This window comes from Priestia sp. YIM B13490 (genome assembly GCF_042787735.1).
In the GTDB taxonomy this organism is placed as follows: Bacteria; Bacillota; Bacilli; order Bacillales; family Bacillaceae_H; genus Priestia; species Priestia megaterium.
Genome location: NZ_JBHZOT010000015.1, coordinates 15,811 through 37,205 on the forward strand (window position 1 = coordinate 15,811; position 21,395 = coordinate 37,205).

15 protein-coding genes and 1 pseudogene are annotated in these 21,395 nt (G+C 32.1%); 11 read left to right on the top strand and 5 right to left on the bottom strand.

The window, feature by feature from the left end; translation table 11 throughout:
• Positions 1 to 168: 168 nt before the first annotated feature.
• From ACFX4R_RS25635 to wecB (ACFX4R_RS25665), 7 genes are all read left to right on the top strand, one after another.
• A protein-coding gene (locus tag ACFX4R_RS25635) for an IS3 family transposase (RefSeq protein WP_377559212.1) occupies positions 169 to 1,319 on the top strand; the annotation gives its coding sequence in 2 pieces (ribosomal slippage) (positions 169 to 421 and positions 421 to 1,319; 1,152 coding nt in all).
• An 869-nt stretch (positions 1,320 to 2,188) separates the two neighbouring features.
• Entirely contained in the window at positions 2,189 to 3,277 is a 1,089-nt protein-coding gene (gene wecB, locus ACFX4R_RS25640) for a non-hydrolyzing UDP-N-acetylglucosamine 2-epimerase (RefSeq protein WP_377570931.1), read from the top strand.
• A 63-nt stretch (positions 3,278 to 3,340) separates the two neighbouring features.
• Complete coding sequence (locus ACFX4R_RS25645; protein ID WP_377570933.1) at positions 3,341 to 4,612, top strand: nucleotide sugar dehydrogenase; 1,272 nt, start codon at positions 3,341 to 3,343, stop codon at positions 4,610 to 4,612.
• A gap of 46 nt (positions 4,613 to 4,658) precedes the next feature.
• Complete coding sequence (locus ACFX4R_RS25650; RefSeq protein WP_377570935.1) at positions 4,659 to 5,648, top strand: polysaccharide biosynthesis protein; 990 nt, start codon at positions 4,659 to 4,661, stop codon at positions 5,646 to 5,648.
• Positions 5,645 to 6,505: a sugar nucleotide-binding protein gene (locus ACFX4R_RS25655; protein ID WP_377570939.1), complete on the top strand. Its 861-nt coding sequence runs from the start codon at positions 5,645 to 5,647 to the stop codon at positions 6,503 to 6,505. Before ACFX4R_RS25650 ends, ACFX4R_RS25655 begins: the two co-directional genes overlap by 4 nt.
• A gap of 65 nt (positions 6,506 to 6,570) precedes the next feature.
• Complete coding sequence (locus ACFX4R_RS25660) at positions 6,571 to 7,257, top strand: glycosyltransferase family A protein (protein WP_377570941.1); 687 nt, start codon at positions 6,571 to 6,573, stop codon at positions 7,255 to 7,257.
• Between the two features lie 15 nt (positions 7,258 to 7,272).
• Positions 7,273 to 8,364 carry a non-hydrolyzing UDP-N-acetylglucosamine 2-epimerase gene (gene wecB, locus ACFX4R_RS25665; protein ID WP_377570943.1) on the top strand — a complete coding sequence of 364 codons (1,092 nt, stop codon included), beginning with the start codon at positions 7,273 to 7,275 and terminating at the stop codon, positions 8,362 to 8,364.
• Between the two features lie 538 nt (positions 8,365 to 8,902).
• Here wecB (ACFX4R_RS25665) and ACFX4R_RS25670 read toward each other — a convergent pair.
• From ACFX4R_RS25670 to ACFX4R_RS25680, 3 genes and pseudogenes are all read right to left on the bottom strand, one after another.
• Positions 8,903 to 9,232 carry an ATP-binding protein gene (locus ACFX4R_RS25670; protein WP_377571008.1) on the bottom strand — a complete coding sequence of 110 codons (330 nt, stop codon included), beginning with the start codon at positions 9,230 to 9,232 and terminating at the stop codon, positions 8,903 to 8,905.
• Between the two features lie 76 nt (positions 9,233 to 9,308).
• Positions 9,309 to 10,849: pseudogene (locus ACFX4R_RS25675) on the bottom strand (IS21/IS408/IS1162 family transposase).
• A gap of 377 nt (positions 10,850 to 11,226) precedes the next feature.
• Entirely contained in the window at positions 11,227 to 14,268 is a 3,042-nt protein-coding gene (locus tag ACFX4R_RS25680) for a CgeB family protein (protein WP_377570946.1), read from the bottom strand.
• A gap of 509 nt (positions 14,269 to 14,777) precedes the next feature.
• Between ACFX4R_RS25680 and ACFX4R_RS25685 the strand changes: the two genes are divergently transcribed.
• Together ACFX4R_RS25685 and ACFX4R_RS25690 are read left to right on the top strand one after the other, a co-directional pair.
• Positions 14,778 to 15,050 (top strand): hypothetical protein, encoded by a 273-nt coding sequence (locus tag ACFX4R_RS25685; RefSeq protein WP_377570948.1) that lies wholly within the window; start codon positions 14,778 to 14,780, stop codon positions 15,048 to 15,050.
• 15 nt (positions 15,051 to 15,065) lie between these two features.
• On the top strand, positions 15,066 to 15,284 hold the full coding sequence (locus ACFX4R_RS25690; RefSeq protein WP_377570951.1) for a hypothetical protein: 219 nt from the start codon (positions 15,066 to 15,068) through the stop codon (positions 15,282 to 15,284).
• On the opposite strand, the gene ACFX4R_RS25695 is transcribed toward ACFX4R_RS25690, so the two are convergent.
• Together ACFX4R_RS25695 and ACFX4R_RS25700 are read right to left on the bottom strand one after the other, a co-directional pair.
• Complete coding sequence (locus ACFX4R_RS25695; protein ID WP_377570953.1) at positions 15,285 to 16,568, bottom strand: glycosyltransferase family 2 protein; 1,284 nt, start codon at positions 16,566 to 16,568, stop codon at positions 15,285 to 15,287.
• A 1,006-nt stretch (positions 16,569 to 17,574) separates the two neighbouring features.
• Positions 17,575 to 18,081, bottom strand: a complete 507-nt coding sequence (locus tag ACFX4R_RS25700; RefSeq protein ID WP_377570956.1) for a hypothetical protein — start codon at positions 18,079 to 18,081, stop codon at positions 17,575 to 17,577.
• 479 nt (positions 18,082 to 18,560) lie between these two features.
• Here ACFX4R_RS25700 and ACFX4R_RS25705 point away from each other — a divergent pair, with 479 nt between their 5' ends.
• Complete coding sequence (locus ACFX4R_RS25705; RefSeq protein ID WP_377570958.1) at positions 18,561 to 18,971, top strand: GNAT family N-acetyltransferase; 411 nt, start codon at positions 18,561 to 18,563, stop codon at positions 18,969 to 18,971.
• Positions 18,972 to 19,768: 797 nt separating this feature from the next.
• Positions 19,769 to 21,169, top strand: coding sequence for an exosporium glycoprotein BclB-related protein (locus tag ACFX4R_RS25710; RefSeq protein ID WP_377570961.1), 1,401 nt, complete (start codon positions 19,769 to 19,771; stop codon positions 21,167 to 21,169).
• Positions 21,170 to 21,395: the final 226 nt, after the last annotated feature.

A 21,395-nucleotide genomic window follows, 5' to 3' on the forward strand; every position in this document is an offset into this window, starting at 1 on the left:
CAGTTTTTTCTTTTATAAGTAGTAAAAACACTTATAACCAGGATCATTTAACTTTTCATCTGATAATTTTGAACTGAATCCAAAAAGTTAGACACGTTATTTAGGCAGCTATTTGGAGATGGTACGATAAACTGGACACTAAATTAAGAGAAAAAGGTGATTCGGTTTATGGGTAGAAAAGTTTATGATCGTCAATTTAAAATGGCTGCAGTTCAGTTGGTACTGGAAGAGAACCTATTTGTAAAAGAGATTGCGAAAGAATTATCTATTCATCCTAATACGCTATATCGTTGGGTAAGTGAATACGAAGAATATGGGGAAAGTGCGTTTCCAGGCCGTGGGAGCGCACTTTATAATTCCCAGTATGAAATGAAAAAGCTTAAACGTGAGAATGAAGAACTTAGAAAAGAGCTTGATCTACTAAAAAAGTTCCGGGTCTTCTTGAAGAAAAAGAATGTGTAAGGTTTCAATTCTTAAAAGAAAATAAACACAACTATAACATCAAGAAGGCTTGTAAAACGTTAAACATCTCACGATCAGGTTACTATGAATATTTACAGAGAAAACCTTCTAAAAGAGCTTTAGAGAATGAAGTGTTACGTGCGGAAATACAGGAGATATTTAAGGAACATAAGGGTCGATACGGATCTTTAAGAGTTACAAAGGTTCTTGAGAAGAAGGGAATCAAGGTAAACAGAAAAAGAGTAGGAAAACTGATGCGTCAAATGAACCTATATGCGAAAGGAAGCAGGTATCGCTATAAACGTTATAATAAAAAATCACCTTCTATAGAAAGACCCAACCTCCTTAATCAAGTTTTTCACACAGACGGACGAAATAAAATATGGGTCGGTGACATTACCTATATCCCTACTCAAAAGGGTACTTTATACCTTGCGGTATTTGTGGATATGTACTCGAGAAAAGTGAGTGGCTGGTCTATGAGTACACGGATGAAAGATTCTCTTGTGATAGACGCTTTTTTACAAGGATATAACAAAGAACATCCTCCAACAGGATTAATTATCCATACAGACCAAGGATCCCAATATACGGGTAGTAATTTTCAAGCCGTACTGAAAAAGTATGGTGCTGTTTCAAGTGTCAGCAGAAAAGGAAACCCCTACGATAATGCATTAATGGAATCTTTTTATAAGACCATAAAAAGAGAGCTCATTCATGGTGCCAAATTTACAACACCAGAACAAGCTCGAAAAGAAGTATTTAAATATATAGAGCTCTATTACAATACCAAAAGAATGCATTCTTCTCTGCATTATCTTTCCCCTATTGAATACGAAAAAGCCTATTCATCATAGTATCTTAACTTAGTGTCCAATAAATATTGACAAGTCCACTCCAATTATTAGTTTTTGTCTAACAATTGGGGTGCAGTTCAAGAACTACTTTACATAGTATAAAAATTCTCTCTATAAGGAATTTCCACTAAAATATTCTATTGAAATTTCACATCTTAATTGTTAGCCTACCTAATAAAATGTAAAGTTAAATGATTCGAAGAGGCAATACAATGGCTTTTCCCTCAACCAACCACTTTCAACCCATATTGATAAAGAATCAGCCGATTTTTGATATCGTAAGTGATCACTCTCCTACTTTAATAGATTTTGTAGAGAATATACAATTCTCGGCAGCATTTTCTGCGTATGATGTGACGAATGTTCACCTTAGAGCTCATGTTAAGGGGACCCAAGGAACTCCCAGTTAACGGGCCTTACTAATTTCGTTTGGGTTATACTTATTAATATCGCTGAAGGTTCTGGAGTTTACGACTGGCTGGCTAATGTTCATGGGTTAGACAATACTATTAACTTAATAAAAAATACAACAATGATTTATAACTTATGGAATAATTTTTCCTAAGGAGCAAATGGACGTAGTGCACCAAGTTTTTCCCATCCAATTGTAAATTTTGACGTAATCCGATTTACATTAACAAATGATGGATCAAAACTGTATTGGTTATTTTCCCCTCAACTAATGCCAATAATTATAATAAAGATTGTTTACAAGCCGGTAAATTCCTGAAATTATAGATTATTTAATAATTCTATCGAGCCTGTAATTAAACTTCTGATATAAAAACTTTAAAACAAGGCCCTTTTATCAGACAAAAAAAAATAAGGAACATAGGATGATATAAATCGTTTTTTTTTGGGAGGTAGCAATGAAATATGCAGTTATAGTAGGGACGAGACCGGAAATAATAAAAATGGCCGTATTAATAAAAATATTAAAAGGACTTAGCTCTGCTCATTTATTTGTACATTCAGGTCAACATTATGACTATTATATGGATGGCAGTATGCTAAAGACATTTGATTTACCCACTCCAGATTTTAATTTTAAAGTAGGTTCTGGTAGTCACTCTTTTGTAACATCAGAGATAATGAAAAAGACTGAAGACCTAATATTAAGGGAAGGAATTACAGCAATCATTGTTCATGGTGATACTAATACAACTCTTGGGGCTTGCCTCGCAGCGGCTAAACTTAATATACCTGTTATTCATGTAGAATCAGGACTTCGTAGCTTTGATAAAACTATGCCTGAAGAAATCAATAGAATTATAGTTGATCATCTTTCCACAATCCTATTTGCTCCTACAAAGGAAGCTCAAAATAATTTGAAAAAGGAAGGAATTGTTAATGGAGTATACGTTGTAGGACAAACATTAGTTGATTCTATTCAGGAAGTATCTAACAAAATAAATACGGATACTATTTTAATAAAGTACGATATTAAACCTAAAGAATACTTTTTCGTAACTTGCCACAGGCAAGAGAATACCAATAATAAATCTAGGTTAACTTCTATTATAAGTAGTCTAAAAGAAATTTCGGAAAGTAGTCAAAATAAAGTCGTGTTCTCCTTACACCCACGTACTAAAGAAAAGCTTCATAAATTTAACTTATATCCTCTGCTATTGGACTCCAAAATTATTATTCTTGATCCTCCAGTTAATTTTGTTGAATCTATTCATTTACAAAAAGAAGCAAAAGTCGTTCTCACAGACAGTGGGGGTCTTCAAGAAGAATCATGTATTTTAAAAACCCCTTGCTTAACATTACGAGATTCAACTGAGCGCCCAGAAACAATTACATGTGGAGCAAATCGTTTAGTAAATGTAGAAAAGGATAATATTTCAAAAATCCTTGATAGTTATAATGTTCTCTACGCAACTTGGTCAAATCCTTATGATATTGAGAAACCTAGTGAAAAAATAATAGACATTTTAATCAAATTCTTGAGTTAGTAATTAAATAATTATTTTCAAACAAAATATGAATACCTTGAAGAGGTAAAAGGGGGATTTTTTTTGAAAACTTGTATTCTTGGATTAGGATATATAGGCTTACCTACAGCATTGATGTTTGCTAACCATCAAACTGAGGTGCATGGAGTTGACATTAATACAGATATTATCAAAAAATTGAATAGTAAAAAATTACACATTTATGAACCTGGGCTTGAAGAATTATTAGTTAAAGCGATACAAACAGGAAAGATTAATTTTTCTACCGCACCTGTACATTCGGATGCATTTATAATTTCTGTACCTACTCCGATAAACGAAGATAAGACTGCTAACTTGAACTTTGTGATAAAAGCGGTTGAAATGATTTTACCCTATTTACAAAAAGGAAATCTGGTTATACTAGAATCCACCGTCCCACCAAAGACAGTTATTCAAACGGTAATAACCTTATTAACGCAAACAAAGTTAAAAATTGGAGAAGAACTTTTTGTTGCATACTCACCAGAGAGAGTATTGCCGGGTAATTTAATAACTGAAATGGTGAACAATGATAGAATAGTAGGAGGAATTAATGAAAAATCCACAGAATTGGCTGTTAATTTATACAAACGATTTGTTAAAGGAAATATTCATACAACGGATGCCACAACTGCCGAAATGGTCAAATTAATTGAAAACACATATAGAGATATAAATATAGCTTTTGCTAACGAGCTTGCAAGAATAGCCGAGAAACTAGGTATTAATATTTGGGAAGCAATCAAGTTGGCTAATAACCATCCTAGGGTCCACATTCATAATCCCGGACCTGGAGTAGGTGGACACTGTATTGCGGTAGATCCATGGTTTATTGTTAACCAAGATCCTGAAACAGCAAAACTAATAAGTTTATCTCGTCACATAAACGATAATACACCAAATTATGTTGTAAATAAAATTATTCAATTAGTTTCGGCAATAGAAAATCCTGTAGTTTCTATTTTAGGATTAGCCTTTAAAGGAGATATCGACGATATAAGGGAGAGCCCTAACCTTTATATCATTGAGAAATTACAGGAGCAAGGAATAGTTATTAAATCCTTCGATCCTTTAGTGAAAGAAACATTTAAGCACAAAGTTGAAAGTATAGAAAAAGCAATTGAAGGAACAGATTGCATTGTTCTTTTAACTGATCATAACGTATTTAAATATTTTAATTTTGGGGATTTTATTCCTCTAGTAAGAACTAAAAATTTATTTGACACAAAAAATTCACTTGATTCAAAACAACTAAAGAAACAGGGGTTTAATTATTATTTATTAGGATCTTCATTAGAAGACACAATTCAATAACTGTCAAGGTTGTATTAATTATAAACTCAATACAGGAGGCTAAATCATGTATAAAGATAAGATAATATTAATAACAGGAGGAACAGGTTCTTGGGGGTACGAACTTACTAAAAAATTACTAGTACACAGTCCTAAAGAAATACGAATCTTATCCAGAAATGAGTATGTACAAGTTACAATGCAAAGAAATTTTGATTATAATGCTAAAATCAAATTTATTATTGGCGACGTAAGGGATTATCAGTCAGTTGAAGATGCTTCTAAAAATGTTCACTATGTATTTCACCTCGCTGCTTTAAAACATGTTCCTATTTGTGAATTACAACCTGAGGAGGCTTTAAAAACAAATGTAATAGGTACTGAAAATGTAATACGTGCAAGCATTAAGAATAAAGTAAAAAAAGTAATTGATGTTTCCACAGATAAAGCTGTTGACCCTATAAACTTTTATGGAATGACAAAATCATTTGGTGAAAAACTTATGTTAAGGGCTAATGATTATAGTGAGGAAACTAAATTTGTATGTATAAGGGGTGGAAATGTATTAGGAACTAATGGTAGTGTAGTGCCACTCTTTAAAAACATGATTATTGAAGGAAAGGATATTACGTTAACTTCAAAGGAAATGACTAGATTCTTCTTAACAGTTTCCGAGGCAATAGATCTACTACTTAAAGCTTCTGCAGAGTCTATCGGCGGAGAAACATACGTAATGCAAATGAAAGCTTGTAAGATTTTAGACTTAGCAGAAGTGCTAATTGAACAACTAGCAACTAAACCAGTTAATATAAAAGAAGTTGGCATACGTCCTGGAGAAAAGTTACATGAAATACTTGTATCAAATCATGAATCTCCATTTACTCACCATTATCATAACCAATATTACGTTATCCTCCCTTCACATTCCTCATTAAATTTAATCAAAACATACGAAAAATTCCGAAAAGTTTCTTTTGATGAATACTCCTCTAATGATTTGTTAATGTCTAAAAAAGACATCTTAGAGATGTTAAAGAGCGGAGGTTTTATTAATTGAAGGTACTAATTATTGGTGGAGATGGAATGGCTGGCCATGTAATTAAAAATTATTTTACATCTAAAGGTCATCAACAAATTTTCTGGACTACACGGCGAAATAACAAAAATTCTTCTAATAGCCTATACCTAGATGTAAGAGATCTAAAGAAAGTAGAGCAAGTATTAAATTTAGTCAAACCACACATTGTAATTAACGCTGTAGGCATACTAAATGATATTGCTGACAAAAATATATATGATTCAATTTTCATTAACAGTCTCTTCCCTCATAAACTTTCTGAATATAGTAATATTTACAACTTTTATTTGATTCATATAAGTACAGATTGTGTTTTTTCTGGAAAGTTAGGTGATTATAGCGAGAATTCTGAAAAGACAGGAAGTTCGGTTTATGCTCAAACAAAAAGTTTAGGAGAAGTTACAAATAATAATAATTTAACCATTAGGACTTCTATAATAGGACCAGAACTGAAAGAAGATGGAATTGGATTGTTTCATTGGTTTATGAAGCAAAAAGGAAAAATCGAAGGTTATCAAAATGTATTTTGGAATGGCATAACTACTTTAGAACTTGCTAAAGTTATCTATAACTTATCATTTAATCAGATCAAAGGACTAATTCATTTAACAGGAGAAAAGAAAATCTCGAAATATGAACTTCTTTTATTATTAAAAGAGACTTTTTCAAAGAATGATATCACTATTCTTCCTTCAGCAAAGACATATTCAGATAAAAGCTTAATCATAACCAGAAAAGATTTTAAGTATACACTTGTGAACTATTCAACAATGATTAAGGAGCTCAAAGATTGGATGGAGTCTAGACCACACACCTATCAACAATACCTATCATAACAACTATAATATCTATAATATTGATATATGTGGAAAATAATATAAACGAAGGAGCTATTTTAATAATGAATAAAAAAATAATAGTTAGTATTACCTTTAATACATTTGGATTTACAGCGGATAGATTGACAGAAAATTGGATTAAAAATCGTATTGAATTGTTTATGAACTATACTGCTAAAAGTCTAATAAGTCAAACAAATCAAGATTTTCTTACTTTAGTGTTATACGAAGATGAAACAAAGCAGATTATTGATACATCTTTATCACAATATAATAAGTTACCTTCTAATATTAAATTTGTAGGAAAAAAAGAATATAATCAGACTTTAAAAGCTTCCATTAAAGACTTTGAATATCTTTATCTAGTAAGAATTGATTCTGATGATATGTACCACAAAACATATATTGAACAATTACATCAATATAAACATAAACCCGATACAGAGGTTATAATTAACCAAAATGGTTATTTATTTGATATCAACACTGGATCCTTAGCTCCTATATTCTATGAATCTCCTCAATTCTATACCCTTATTTATAAAACTGCAGATTATTTAAAAGGTAAGCGCTATGTACTTCCTGGCGGCCACGCTGGAGCTATTACTCTTAATCATGAGATTATTTCAAAAAGAAACTTCCTCAATATTATTCATCAGAAAAATACCCTGCCAAAGATAATTGCAAGAAAAAATACAATTCTTGAGAAAGAAGAATCTCAAAATATTTTAAAAATGTTTAGAAACTAATAAAGGTGTGAACTTATGAAAGTAATGACTATTATTGGAACTAGACCAGAAATTATTCGCTTGAGTTTGATTATTCAAAAGTTAGATCATTATGCAGATGAACACATACTAGTCCATACAGGACAAAATTATGATCAAAGATTAAGTGAAATCTTTTTTAATCAATTAAAAATAAGATTACCTAACTATCACATAAAATTATCTAACAGTTCAGTCGGATCTCAAATAGGCCAAATCTTTGATGTAGTTGAAAAAATTATTGAAAAGCATAATCCAGATAAGATATTGGTATTGGGGGATACTAACAGTGCATTATGTGCTTTTTTAGGAGAGAGACATGGAATTCCTGTTTATCACATGGAGGCAGGAAACCGCTGTTATGACCATAAAGTACCTGAAGAAATTAATCGTAAAGTAATAGACTCAATATCATCTTTTAATTTACCTTATACGTCTACAGCAAAAGAGAATTTATTACGAGAGGGGGTACATCCACAGAAAATATGGGTCTCAGGAAATCCCATTTTTGAGGTAATAAAATATTATAAGGAGGAAATTTCAAAAAGTAATATTTTAGAAGAATTAAACGTGAAGAATAAAAATTTCATCTTGGTAACTGCACACCGAGCTGAAAATGTAGACATAAAAGAGCGGCTTCAAAAAATAATTGATAGCTTAACTATCATTGCCCAGAAACATCGGATTCCTATTATATGCAGTGTTCATCCTAGAATGAAGGATCGTTTAGATAAGTTTGAGATAAGAGTCCATGAACCATTGTTAAATTTATGTAAACCTTTTGGATTTTTTGATTTTATTCAACTTCAAAAACATGCAAGTTGTACTATTACAGATAGTGGGACAGTTCAGGAAGAAAGTTGTATCCTCGGAGTTCCTTCTGTAACTATCAGAAATAGTACAGAAAGACCTGAAACAGTATTGTGCGGTAGTAATATTATATCAGGTCTAGAAACTAAGGCAATTGTAAGATCAGTAGAGCTAATGATGCAGGTAAAACCAACTTGGAAGCTTCCAGAAGGCTATGATGATCCAATAGTTTCTCACAAAATTGTCAACTTTATTTTAGGTGGACTTTCTCATTTATAAATAACTTCAATAAGTTTCTAAACTAACTCTTCATTAAATCAGATCCTTCTAAATGTTACGCATATAATAGACTATGAATGTGAGAATGATCCTTCTTGTATATAGACTATACTGGTATCTTCTATCAACTTAACAAATTGATCGAGCTATATGTAATTTATAAAGTTCTTTGACTGTCGTATCCAATACTGTCTAGATATTATGAACTTAATCGTTTAAAAATTTATGTTTACAGTGCATCCACCTTCCGTTATTTTTTAGAAAATTTATATTTTATAGGTTTATTAATTTAAACAGCCTTACTTATATCTTATATGTAAGGCTGTTTAAGCATTATTTACACACTAAGGAAACTAAGCATTTATTGTTAATATTATTAGATATAAAATAACCTTAGTCCTTTACTGTCAACTAGTATACTTCCAAATATAGAAATCAATTCAAATTTTACACTTTTTGCTTATTTGTTCTTTATTCTGCTGAAAATATACTTTTTGATATTTCATTCGATAACTATCTCCATCCATATGAATCACTTCTACACGATGGAATAAACGTTGAAACCTTTGTGAATAGATTCAATCCCCAAACCAATTGCTAAAAATGTTTTCCCAACCCTTAATGGTCCTAATAAAATTAAATTATACTGCTGCTCAAGCCAATTTAGTCCTGCGAGCTGGGGCAATTGACGCACCGTTAAAGCAGTCTGTCCTTCTAAATTATATTCACTTAACGACTTCGCGTAAGGGAAGTCGGCCCATTTCATTCTTCTTTCTAAACTCTTTACTTCACATTTTCTTAACTCATAACGTGTGATAGATTTAAGAAATTCTATATACGTCCAGGAGGATTTCCTAGACTCACGCAGGAGCTTTGGTAGCTCCTCAGCTGTTTAGATAACCTTAATTGAAGAAATTGCTCCTGCAAGTTATTTACCATCTTATTCACTGTGTTTCACCCCCTACAATACTTGTGTAAGTAGTAAGAGAGCGAGTTGTCACAATTATGCTGTCTTTACCTAAATGCTTTATGGAGGATGTTTTCATCTTTTGATTACATTGAGTCTGCAATGTATTGATGTAATCTGCAATGGCCCGAAATTCATTGGCGCTGTAGAGCTTATCCATCATGCATTTAGTCAAGGTGGCTTCAATCCACATAGGGTATTTTTGAATGACGTTTTGGATGATTATGAACTGATCGCGCCGTTACCGTGGGTATCTCAAACAAATTTTATTTAAATAAGAAGTTGAACATTCCTGATCTTCAAAATGTGAAACCAGTCGCTACTTAAATTCTTCAATCCCCTTTGAGCGATCCCAAATATGATTTCGATTTTAAATTAGCTTCCCCTTTTCACTACTAATGTTATGTTCAGCAATGACCTCTCTTTCTAACTGCTTACGGATAACCAGCGTTGAACGTGTGCCCGAAGTGACTTCAATAAAAACCTGATTATCAGAGGTTGCACTATACGTTCCGCGAGGAACGGAATAACGATTTGATTTAAACTGTATTGTATTGTCCTTACTACTCTTCCTTGTTATACTTGGAATAGTAGCACTTTCATATGAGAGTGGTGAAGAGACGGGCTGTAAGTGTTGCTTTTCGACGAGAAACACTTCAGTTGGTCTTTTTTTCGTTGTCTGATGAACATGTTGATTCCCAGTGCGACGTAGCCACTGTAACGCTCGGTTATTTCAATTTTCAATATTGCTGAATACTCTGATGTCTGCGAAATGTACTTTACAACGTTCTCAATCATTCCTTTTGACTTTAGGTCCGCCTTACGATAAAATGAACTTTAAGTTTACGTTCGTTTACATAGTTTTGGAACTCAGAAGTTAAAAGTAGTTGACCTGAATTTTTGCTTATTGTAATTAAACGATCTTGATCACAGACAATTTCCTCTGTACGTCCTCCGTAAAATTGAAATGCATTTTCATGACATCGAATTGCATCACTTGTTGTAAAAGGCCGGTTCTGTCACTCCATATATTTATATCAAGAGTGCGCTAAGACAAAAGCGACGAGATACAACTTGATTTCTTTCTTCTCAGTTGTCTTCTGTTTCGTTTCTCCCCAGTCCACCTGGAGTTGCTTACCCATGGTTTTTTCAAGAATCGCTTCATATTGCCGAACCATTATTTTTTTCTCAACCTGATAAATCTCACGCATCTCTTTCACATATGCTCTTACTGTACTCTCGCCAACAACTAAATCAGGATAACGCTCTAAGAGCCAATCTGGGATTTATGTTGCACTGAGATGAGGGTACTCTTCAAGACAAGTTATAACCAACCCAATCCTTGTAGGGATCCAACTCCTTGCCTTTGCCTTGAAACTATTGCGTGTGCGCTTTTGACTCTCCAAATGTCATTTTTGAATACTTATAAACTGTTGACCTTGAAACCTTTAGTTACTGTGCAATTCGAGATACCTTAAACTTCCATTTATGTAATTGGTGAATATTTAAATATAGCATTTACTTATCTTCCAAGATCCTATCACCAATAAAATAACACCTTCCGTTATTTTACTATATTTCTAGGTTATTGAAGCGAAAGTGTAAAATTGCATTGAGCGAAAACTGTTAATAACATTCTAGCGTTTACATCAAACTAACTTTTTAAAATAATTTATTCTGCATCTTATTATAATTACTATAAATGCCACATAAACATTAAAGAGCGCTTCTTTACATTTTAATTGAAGAGGCCTCTTCAATTAAAATGTAAAGAAAAAATAAACATAAACCTTTGAGTATCTTACTATACATAAATTTAACCAGTGTGTAATTATTTATAATAAGAATAAAGAACTTAATTAAAATTTTAGTTTTCTCTTTTAGATTCTTAATTCTTACGTTGTAGTGATACTAAGTACTCGAGCTCCCCTTTTAAAGAGAATATCTGTAAATCCTTCTTTACCTTCTAAATATTTAACGATATCCTCTGTAGAGAATTTAGAGAACAATTCTCCTTTAAAAATTGCCTTGCTTTTATCGAACGTACTTGTCTGCTCAAATTTCAATTTATTATTATTAATATATATAATCTCCCAAGGAGCATATTCTGTAGCTAAGATAAGATCGAGTAAATGATTCTCAGAATAATTTAAGTCTTTATCAAAGTAAGCTATATATTGGTCGTGGCTATAAATGTTATTCTTCACAAAATAATCAGTTGCTTTTTCTCTGGTAAATAAACAAATTGTAGGATTCTCTACCTTAACCTTATTAACAACGCTGTTTTCTGTAATAAGAAATAACTCTTTATTATGGTAGTTTTGTTTTACATAAGAATTAATTATCTTCTTAGTTTCTTCTACTGTGGAAGCTACTGATATTACAATAACCTTTTTACGAGGGGTGAAAAAGGGGAGTCTAAGAACACTTATAATTTTTTCTAACCTGTGTAAATACGTGTGATCCTTTAATACCCTTCTAATTCCTTCAATAACAACCTCTTGATAGTAGGTTTCATCTTCAAATAACTTTCTTAACATAGAAGATATCTCCTGATCATCTTCAGAAGTACCTATTATATCTCCAAATAAACTTTTTACTCCTTCTGAGTAATTACTGATAATAGGCGTCCCACAAGCTAACCCTTCAAAAATTCTTCTAGCAAACATAGTTGGAGAATTTTTGACAGTATTGATGTTAATCATAGCCCAAAATCCCTTATATGCTTTATCTATTTCATAATATTTTAAGTCTCCTCTAATATAAGGATTTAAATAATCAGGAAATTTATTGTTTTTCAACAAGCCTTTTTCCACTTTTTTATGATTGCGGTCATATATAACAAGTCCATAAGGAATAGCCTGATTAAATATCTTAAGCATATCTTTAGAGCGTTCGTTATGGTGACTATAATATGAGCCAGCAAAACAAATAGCTTTTTCTCTGCATCCAATACTTAAGGGGTTATGAATAGTCGGTTGTGCGGCAAATTGTAAAGTATCTACTCTGCTATGTTTACAGTCCTTTCGATATTTAGGAAGCATGTTGCGATCCGTGGTAAAGATATAATCAAATAGTTTTGCTGTTTCAATGAAATGATTGTAATGGACAGGGTCCTCTTTATTCCAAAAAACCGTTGGTATATTATTCTCTCTACACCATTTAATTAGCTCTTTTAAATCTTTTATAGAACTTTCTTTTGTATATTGTACCTTTTTAGCCCAACTGCCCTTATTACCATACCAAGCTGACTCAACCATGAGAAAATCCGGCTTTTCTAAAAAAAGTTTTTCTTTCCAATTATCAGGGGTGAAAGTTATTAAGTCACATTCCGGCTCAAAACAATACTTAGTAAATTCATCAAAAATAGCAGCTACTTTCACCTTAGATATTAACTTTTTTTCTTGTAAACCTAAGAAAGAAACTTCCTTTGAATCTATCCAATTCATTTCGCCACCCAGCTTTGTATCCTCAAATTCCTTAATAATAAGTTTTTTTATTTTCAATCTATTCATGCCAGATAATGCGAAAGCTAACCGACACTTAACAACATTAGAGTTAAAGTTTAGATAGTTTATTTTATTTAATTCTAAATTAAGAATCTCTACTTTTTCTCTCTCAGAATATCCTACAATAACAGGAGATACTATTCCATTATCATTATTGTCACAATCTATTGTTACTTCATAATAATTATTAGGATTAACATTAAAAATAGTTTGGTCAGGCACCTTACTGAAACTATTATTTTTAATTTTATAAGATATATAAAATTTCTTTTCTAAGGGAATATTTGTATTTAGAAAAAGGGAATTATCCATTTCAATAAGTTCAATGTTAGATGGTTGTGGATTGAACCATTCTTGGGGGTGTAATTGAACCTCATGGGTGTTTAATGGTTTTCTAAGCTTTTTATTTATACTAACTTTAAGATTTGAAAACTTCCCTTGACCTTTTAAACGAATTAAAAACTTTAACATATGTGTATTGTTATTAAATTTAACCAACTCATTAGAATCGAGAGGGATACTCTTTACTTCAATCGGGTCATTTTCTGAGAATCCCAAGATTATCAAATCCATTGTAATGGAACTTTCTTTTTGAGCTCTAAACTCAATACAATAAAAATGATCAGAATCAAAATTATGTTGTTTTGCTTTATTAGTAGGAGGTTCATACAAATTAGACTTTTCCTTTATTGATAGGTACGAATATCTCTTATTGGGCAAATATGAAACGAAATAATTGTCTTCAAATGAAAAGTATTTTTGGTCAATTGGCTGAAGAAAAATGTCTTTTGGTTCGACGTTAATTATATCTTCATTAAAATCTATTATCAAATCACTCCTTCTGTTGATTATCTTCGATCCAGCAGTAATTTCATCTTCTTTAATATTCAAAGAAGTTCTTGATTCAAGACAGGTTGTGCCTGAGAAAGGCGTTACTTTATCTATATGCATAAACCCTTTGATTTCATCATTTCCTAAAATAATTTTATTAAAGCTAAACTCACCGTTTCCCTTTAAGTGGACAGCGATTCTATAGCAGTCAAAATTATTTTTATCTAAATCCAAGATGGTATTTTGATTTATTTCAACTTTAAATAAATATTTCTTTTGATTATTTTTGTATCCTATAATAAGCAAGGTAGCACTTAAACTCCCTGAGATTATTCCTTCAAATCTACAAACAATCTTTCTTTTAGGAAGGTTTACTGGATTTTGAGGAGGAATGGAAAAATTCAAATTAGGTTCCTTATATGAAAGATATATTTGTCTACTTACAGAGAAATTTAGTTGCATCTTTCTATCGTTACTTGATTCAGTAATTAATGGGTTCTTGTAATACCACCAGTCACTTTCCATAAATCTATTAAACTTCTTTTGACTATATTCATCATTATTCCAATTATTCTCTAGGCCTTTTTCTTGTGCCATTATAAGATCTAAGACCTCCTTTAAATTTTTTAATGATATCTTGACTATTTAAGGTATAGTCATTGGAAAAATCGTTTAGACTTCCTTTTTGATAATTTTATTTTTTATATAAAAGTAAAATATATCTTAATAGAATATGAAATTCATACAAAAATGTAATAGCAAATAGCCTAAAACCAACTTATAATTTCAACTATCTGTCATCCTTCTTACTTAACATTAATTAATTTCTAAAATTGATAAAATAATGAAAAATTTAAGCATATAAGATAAAAGATTGCCTGGAGTAACCCTACATTTGAGGTTCTCGTTCCACAAATTAACAGCGGAATTTCATTTTAAATACCTAATAATTATTGTTTTAGATTTCTTTACAATCAACTAGTTTAATGCGGATTTATAAATAAGATAATTAAAATGTGGAGTACATCAAGAGTTGAACAAGCATATTATAGTATGGAAACATAAATAGTAATACAGAAATAAATTTTTTAGAAAGGATGATTTCATTGGCATTAGGTAATGGCTTTAATTCAACTATAAATCCAGGTAATGCTAACTCACCAATTACAGGTGAAGATCCCTGCAAGTGTATTCCTACAGATGACCTTAGAAACTATTTATTAACTCTACAAAGTCAAAAAGTTCAAAGCACAACATCTTCTAGCGAATTTTCAGGAATTCTATTAGCCGTTAAAATAGATTATATTGTTTTAGTTGAAAATCAAGGATCATTAGTTTTGATCCCAATCTCTAACATTCGAACAGTTGCGAAAATTTAAGGAGGGAATTATTACATGTTTGAAGATTTTTTATCTGCAGAATTAGAAAAACATATTGGAGAGACCCTCGAAATTGCTTTTGTTGATGATATTGTAGCACAAGAATACATTCTTTTATCAGTTTCGGGTAACCTTATTACAGTAGTCGAGGTTTCTCCATACGACAATCCTAGTGAGCCAGTGGTTATTTCACTTCAAGTTATTGATTATATAAGACTTCCTCAAAATGTTTAATTAATCAAGATACTTTATAAAATCGCTCCAATTGGAGTGATTTTTTTTTGTAATACTTAAGTCATGTACTCTCACATTATAAACAGTAAAATCTCTATATAACAAACGATTTTTTTTTAATAAATCGTTTAATACACTTACATCTTCATACATCCGTCCATCCTCAAACTTAATTATTGGAAAACCATTATTTCGCTTTAGAGAGGAAGTACGATAAATGCGAGGTCCTACAGGAAGTAGATAAGAAAGCAATTCGTTTTTATTGCGGATTGGTTTTCCTTTTTTTATCCCCTTACATTTCAAATCGTGTGGATTTAACTGTAACCAATTCCTTATATTACCATACAGAACGCCAACTTCATCTGGCAAAGTTCCCAAATTCTTTTTAATAATTGAAAAAGCATCCGGGTCAAACCAATCATCCGCATCTAATTCAACAACAAACTCTGTCTCAATATAGGGTATTAAATTATTTAACGCTCTAGCCTTTCCTCTATTATTCTGTTTAAAAAGTTTAATTAACGGGGATTCTTTCCATTTTTCTAATTTTTCATAAGAATTATCTGTCGAACCATCGTCAATTATAAGTATTTTCTCTGGTAAATTGCTTTGTAAAAGACATGAATTAATGGCTATCTCTACATAATCAGCCATATTGTAATTAGAGAGAATAACCGAGATTGAAGGTGAATTCGTATTTGGTTCCAATTCATATTGATATTTTTCTATAAAATTAAACTTTTGCATCATATGTCTGGTTTTACTTTTATTCGTTTGACTTATAGAATCACCCCTTACTGTTATAATAGATGATTTATTGATCCTAGAGAGCCATGATGGAAATACGGCTTCTTTAAAAGGAACTTGGTATTTAGAAAAAAACTTAGCTTGTTTTAGGAAAGAAGTCTTAACCAGAAGAGGTTTTTGAATAACTTTCCCTTTGAGAATATAGGGGTAGGTCATTACATATTGGTCCTCATACAATTCTAATTTCATTTCTTTTATATTTGAATTAAAATAATCTTGATCAGAGAGAAATAAAACATATTCAAAGGTTAGTGTTTCAATATATTCATTTAGCGATGCCCCTAGGTCTTCGCTAATTAATTTTATATACTTAATTTCTTGAGTGATAGTAGAAAAACTTAGCTGTAAGGATAAATTTGATTCCCTCAAAACAGCAACATCCCTTATACGATCACGAATAAATTTTAGAGATGTTAAAGCTTGCTTTAATGAGCCTGAACTTGAATAATCAAGTAAAAGAACGTGGATATCTTTCACCAGTTAGTTTTCCCTCCTTACGAAATTGACTGACTTATCTCCTATACATATTATATTCATGAATTTATTTACAATCCCAGAAAGAGGAAAACCTAATTACTCCACAACCCAATACCATATAAAGAATGCTGCCCATGTTTCTAATTGTAGAGATTTACAAAAAGAGACGCCTGCAAGCCGTCCCGTTCTTAAATTGCACATTATTAATTTTCCAAAATAACCCAAACTAGACAACCTTTAGAAAAGAAAAAGTAAAATGGTGTACAATCACCAAGGGAATAATACACATAAACTTTTAGTAAGCTAAATAATACCTAGTAAGATTAGTCTTAATAACATTCAATTGGGAGTTAAATTCTATTCGATAATAAAAAAATAACCCTCAGAGATAAAGAAAAGAAGCATGATTGGGTCTGATTTAAAACATGGTAATTAACTATACATTGTGATAAAAAATCTTAGATCCGAGGTTCGTTTTGGTCTAAAATTATGAGACTGTATCTAACAACCTATCAATATATTTTTATTTCAAGTAAACTTTACCCTTCTATAACTTTAATTCTTTTTAATTATATTGCCACGTTATAATACAATTAACCTTTAAAAAGCACTTAAATCCAGATACAATATGAATTAGTCCTTTAATGAATTGATGATCTACAATATAATCTTACATAGATAATCTTATACTATAAACGAAGAAGAGAAAAATAGCACCTTGATTTTCAATCCAAATCTAGCTTTTTTATCATCTATTCTTTTTTAGATGATGAAAAAATTAAGTTATTTATTATGTAAAAATTCTTAAGCTCCGATAGCTTTAAAAAGAGTTTCACACTTTGTAATTACACATTTCGGAATCCTTTTTATTCCACCTTTGAATTACTTTGTTAACTACCTATTTTAGATATATAAACCTATTAAAAAATAGGGAAATAAATAAATTATTTCCCGAAAATCTTCTAACAAGTGGTTTTATACTAAATAAAGATTATTATTCTGAATATTAACTTGTTGAGCCTGCTGGAAGTTCAACAATAGCTGTAATTGCACAAAGTGAAATTTTCCCCGGTAAAAGGCCCGTCGGAGGTAGTAACGTGAGAGTATCACAATCTACGTTTCCAACATCCCCAATGAAGAAAGTTGAACCAGTAAATACACGTACTCGACGGCCTGTCAATCTTTCAAGCTCTTCACGAATTCCTGTTGTACAACAACAATCGCATTTAAACTTTTCCTTACAACCACAATCTTCTTGATTCATAAAATCATCTCCCCCTTTATGATCATTCCAATCATGACAATGATGTTTTTTATCTTCGTGACAATGGTGTTTATCATCTTTATCGTCTTTAATATCTTTACTATGCTCTTTTCCATCTTTTTGGTCTTTAAAATTCAGCTCTTTCCAATCACCAAATTCATTCTGTTCAGATTTAGATGTTGTTTTTCTGGTCTTAGAAGAAAGTAATAAAGAGAGCAGCAAAAGATCGCTTTGTATACGTTTACTCATAATTTGTCACCCCCTTTATTGTTTGTCCATATAATATATACATTTAAAGAGGGATTGGTCTCGGCTAATATCATCGCTTATATAAAAAATTAATGAATTAAAGCTGGAAATCAAAGAATCTACATATATTTTTAACTTCCATACAAAAACAATGATTTTAGAAGCAGAGTTGACCTATGCTTATTTTCATTAATATGCTGATACTTTGAAATGTCTCTGGAATCTCAATCTATATTAATAAGATTCATTCGCAATTATTTATTCTATTATTAAATCTACATCTATTCATCATTTCATAATCAAAATGTCCAAGCTAATTTTATTTAAGAACATACACTACTATATGAGATTAAAGGAGAAGAAAAATAGTAAAAAAAGCATGTTTGTCACACTTGTAAAACCATGAAATTCACTACTCTTATAATTTGTTATATTTTCTCCTTTTACAAAAAACTTAAAATAAAATAGAGGGGATATAAATGTATTTACGCAAAAGAATTCCTTATCAAGATGACCCTTATTTAATTAATTTAGCTACTAATAATTTTAATGTAGACTCAAAAAAATTCGAAAGTATCCTAAGAAGTGCACATGAAGTTATTGTTCTTTGTAATAACGAAGATGAAAAAATAGGCTTTTTTTGTTATCGTTTTTTACTTAAAAATATAATTTTTATTGATTATGTGATTCTCGATCCTCGATATCAAGGAAGAGGGATTGCTCATTCCTTGTTACCAAATTTAGTAGAATACGCTAAGAAGCAGGGAATACGAGGAGCGACTGGGTATGTAAGTAAAAAGAACTCAAAAGCATTTCAAACTTTTAAAAGTTGGGGATTCAAACCCATAGTTAACTTTTCAAAAGGTGTTTTTATAGGAATACGCATTTAAAAAAGATGCAAATATTATTTGTAGGTTTATACCTCTACGAAGTGTAGATAGTTCTAAATAATTTAATAAACCAGTGTATTTAAGTATTCTATCAAAACACACTAGTTTATTTTTTTTTGATATAGTTCATGTTTATAGAACAAGATATATTCATTAACAGCTGGGTGCGAAAACAGATATTTATATTATTTATATTTAACTTTCCCCATATCCCCCCTGTTTCATTAATCAGCAGAGATTGTTGAAATTATTTACAATAAAAACATATTTTTTAGTTCATCAATCCATAAAAATCGATTAAAATTTATGATTAATTCTTTTTATAAGGATTTAGATAATGCTTTTTAAATTATTCTAACTACACTTCTGAATAATTTCTTCTAAACTCTCAAATTTGATTTTAGCTTCCCTTGAAAAAATAAAATCAAAATCGAATTATTTTACTCGTTTTTTCTTAATTGCTTCAGTACTTCAGTATTTTTGTCTATACATATCCTTAGTGCTTTTACTTTATTTTTTATAAGATTTAAAAATATGGAATTAATTGTTATTGATAGGCGGAACCCCAAGCAAAACTAAATTAATTTACATAGAATAAAAGGTCAGGAAATTAAAATTACTAATTAAGAACAAGGGTACATTTTTCTCCATTTATTCTTAAATTTAATAAAGATAATAGATAAGTAAACTCTAGAAAATTTACGGACAATCATATAGATACTTTGAACCACGCCCTTAAGTATCTAATATCTTTATAGGAGCATTCTTGGTTTTTGTTCTTTAAAGGAGGCCTTTTTTTGAGTAAGGGAAGACGTGATAATAAGAAAGAAATTCTGGAACATTTACTGGATTCCACCTTATTTGATGCAGTAGGGGATACTAATAATACACTTCTATCTAACCTTCTAAGTGTTACACACTCAAAGCATCACAAATGTAAATGCCATGATCATCATGACTGCTGTGATGATTGTCATAAGAGAAAATGTCCAACTGGACCGACTGGACCGACTGGTAATACCGGCGGAACTGGACCAACTGGACCGACTGGACCGACTGGTAATACCGGCGGAACTGGACCAACTGGACCGACTGGACCGACTGGTAATACCGTCGGAACTGGGCCAACTGGACCGACTGGACCGACTGGTAATACCGGCGGAACTGGGCCAACTGGACCGACTGGACCGACTGGTAATACTGGCGGAACTGGGCCAACTGGACCGACTGGTAATACTGGCGGAACTGGGCCAACTGGACCGACTGGTAATACTGGCGGAACTGGACCAACTGGACCAACTGGTAATACTGGCGGAACTGGGCCAACTGGACCGACTGGTAATACTGGCGGAACCGGACCAACTGGACCAACTGGTAATACTGGCGGAACTGGGCCAACTGGACCGACTGGTAATACTGGCGGAACCGGACCAACTGGTGGAACTGGCGGAACTGGACCAACTGGTGCAACTGGCGGAACCGGACCAACTGGTGCAACTGGTGCAACTGGCGGAACTGGACCAACTGGTGCAACTGGCGGAACCGGACCAACTGGTGCAACTGGCGGAACCGGACCAACTGGTGCAACTGGCGGAACCGGACCAACTGGTGCAACTGGCGCAACTGGCGGAACTGGACCAACTGGTGCAACTGGCGGAACCGGACCAACTGGTGCAACTGGCGCTGGTGCTATCATTCCATTTGCCTCTGGTTCAGATTTTACAATAAGTACTATAGCAGGTGGCGCAATCAATCAGGGAGCTGTCATTGCGTTTGGAAGCAATATTATGAGTAATGACTTTGGTGGAACACCACCAATCAACCTTCAAGCTCTTGTCAACGAAGCATTTGTGGTTCCTCGTAATGGATTTATTACCTCAATAGCTGCCTTCTTTAATAATACAGCAACTATTGCTATTCCTGGGGGGGGCACAGCAACCGTTCAAGCACAAGTGTGGCGATCACAGGCTCCTAACTCTAACATTTTCTCTCCAATAGCGAGCACTCTGCTACCATTACCAGATTACACGGTAAACCCAGTTCCTCTTTTTACCACTAGAAATGCTGTTTCCGCATCATTAAATGAGCCGGTAAGTGCAGGAGATCGTTTAATAATGGTATTCACCATAGTTAGTGCTGGCGTTACTGCTGCTGTCGTTGCTGTTGGTAATGCAAGTGCTGGTATTACAATTAATTAATTTAAACTAACAAAAAATTTTTATGTAAAAATAAGGAAGGATTACTTTCGAGTACCCTTCCTTTTTTAGTTATTTAGATACGTTAAATGTCACCCGATATACACAACTCCTATTATTAGAAATTGCAACTGATTATCTTTTAATAAAAAGCAGTATCAACTTAAATATATTTAATATTTTTAAAGACTTGATAATACATACTTCTAATAGATTAACTTATATGATA

Coding starts and splice junctions, on each gene's coding strand:
- ACFX4R_RS25680 (WP_377570946.1), bottom strand. CDS start 14,268: ATGGCACAAGAAAAAGGCCTAGAGAATAATTGGAATAATGATGAATAT.
- wecB (WP_377570931.1), top strand. CDS start 2,189: ATGAAATATGCAGTTATAGTAGGGACGAGACCGGAAATAATAAAAATG.
- wecB (WP_377570943.1), top strand. CDS start 7,273: ATGAAAGTAATGACTATTATTGGAACTAGACCAGAAATTATTCGCTTG.
- ACFX4R_RS25650 (WP_377570935.1), top strand. CDS start 4,659: ATGTATAAAGATAAGATAATATTAATAACAGGAGGAACAGGTTCTTGG.
- ACFX4R_RS25660 (WP_377570941.1), top strand. CDS start 6,571: ATGAATAAAAAAATAATAGTTAGTATTACCTTTAATACATTTGGATTT.
- ACFX4R_RS25705 (WP_377570958.1), top strand. CDS start 18,561: ATGTATTTACGCAAAAGAATTCCTTATCAAGATGACCCTTATTTAATT.
- ACFX4R_RS25700 (WP_377570956.1), bottom strand. CDS start 18,081: ATGAGTAAACGTATACAAAGCGATCTTTTGCTGCTCTCTTTATTACTT.
- ACFX4R_RS25690 (WP_377570951.1), top strand. CDS start 15,066: ATGTTTGAAGATTTTTTATCTGCAGAATTAGAAAAACATATTGGAGAG.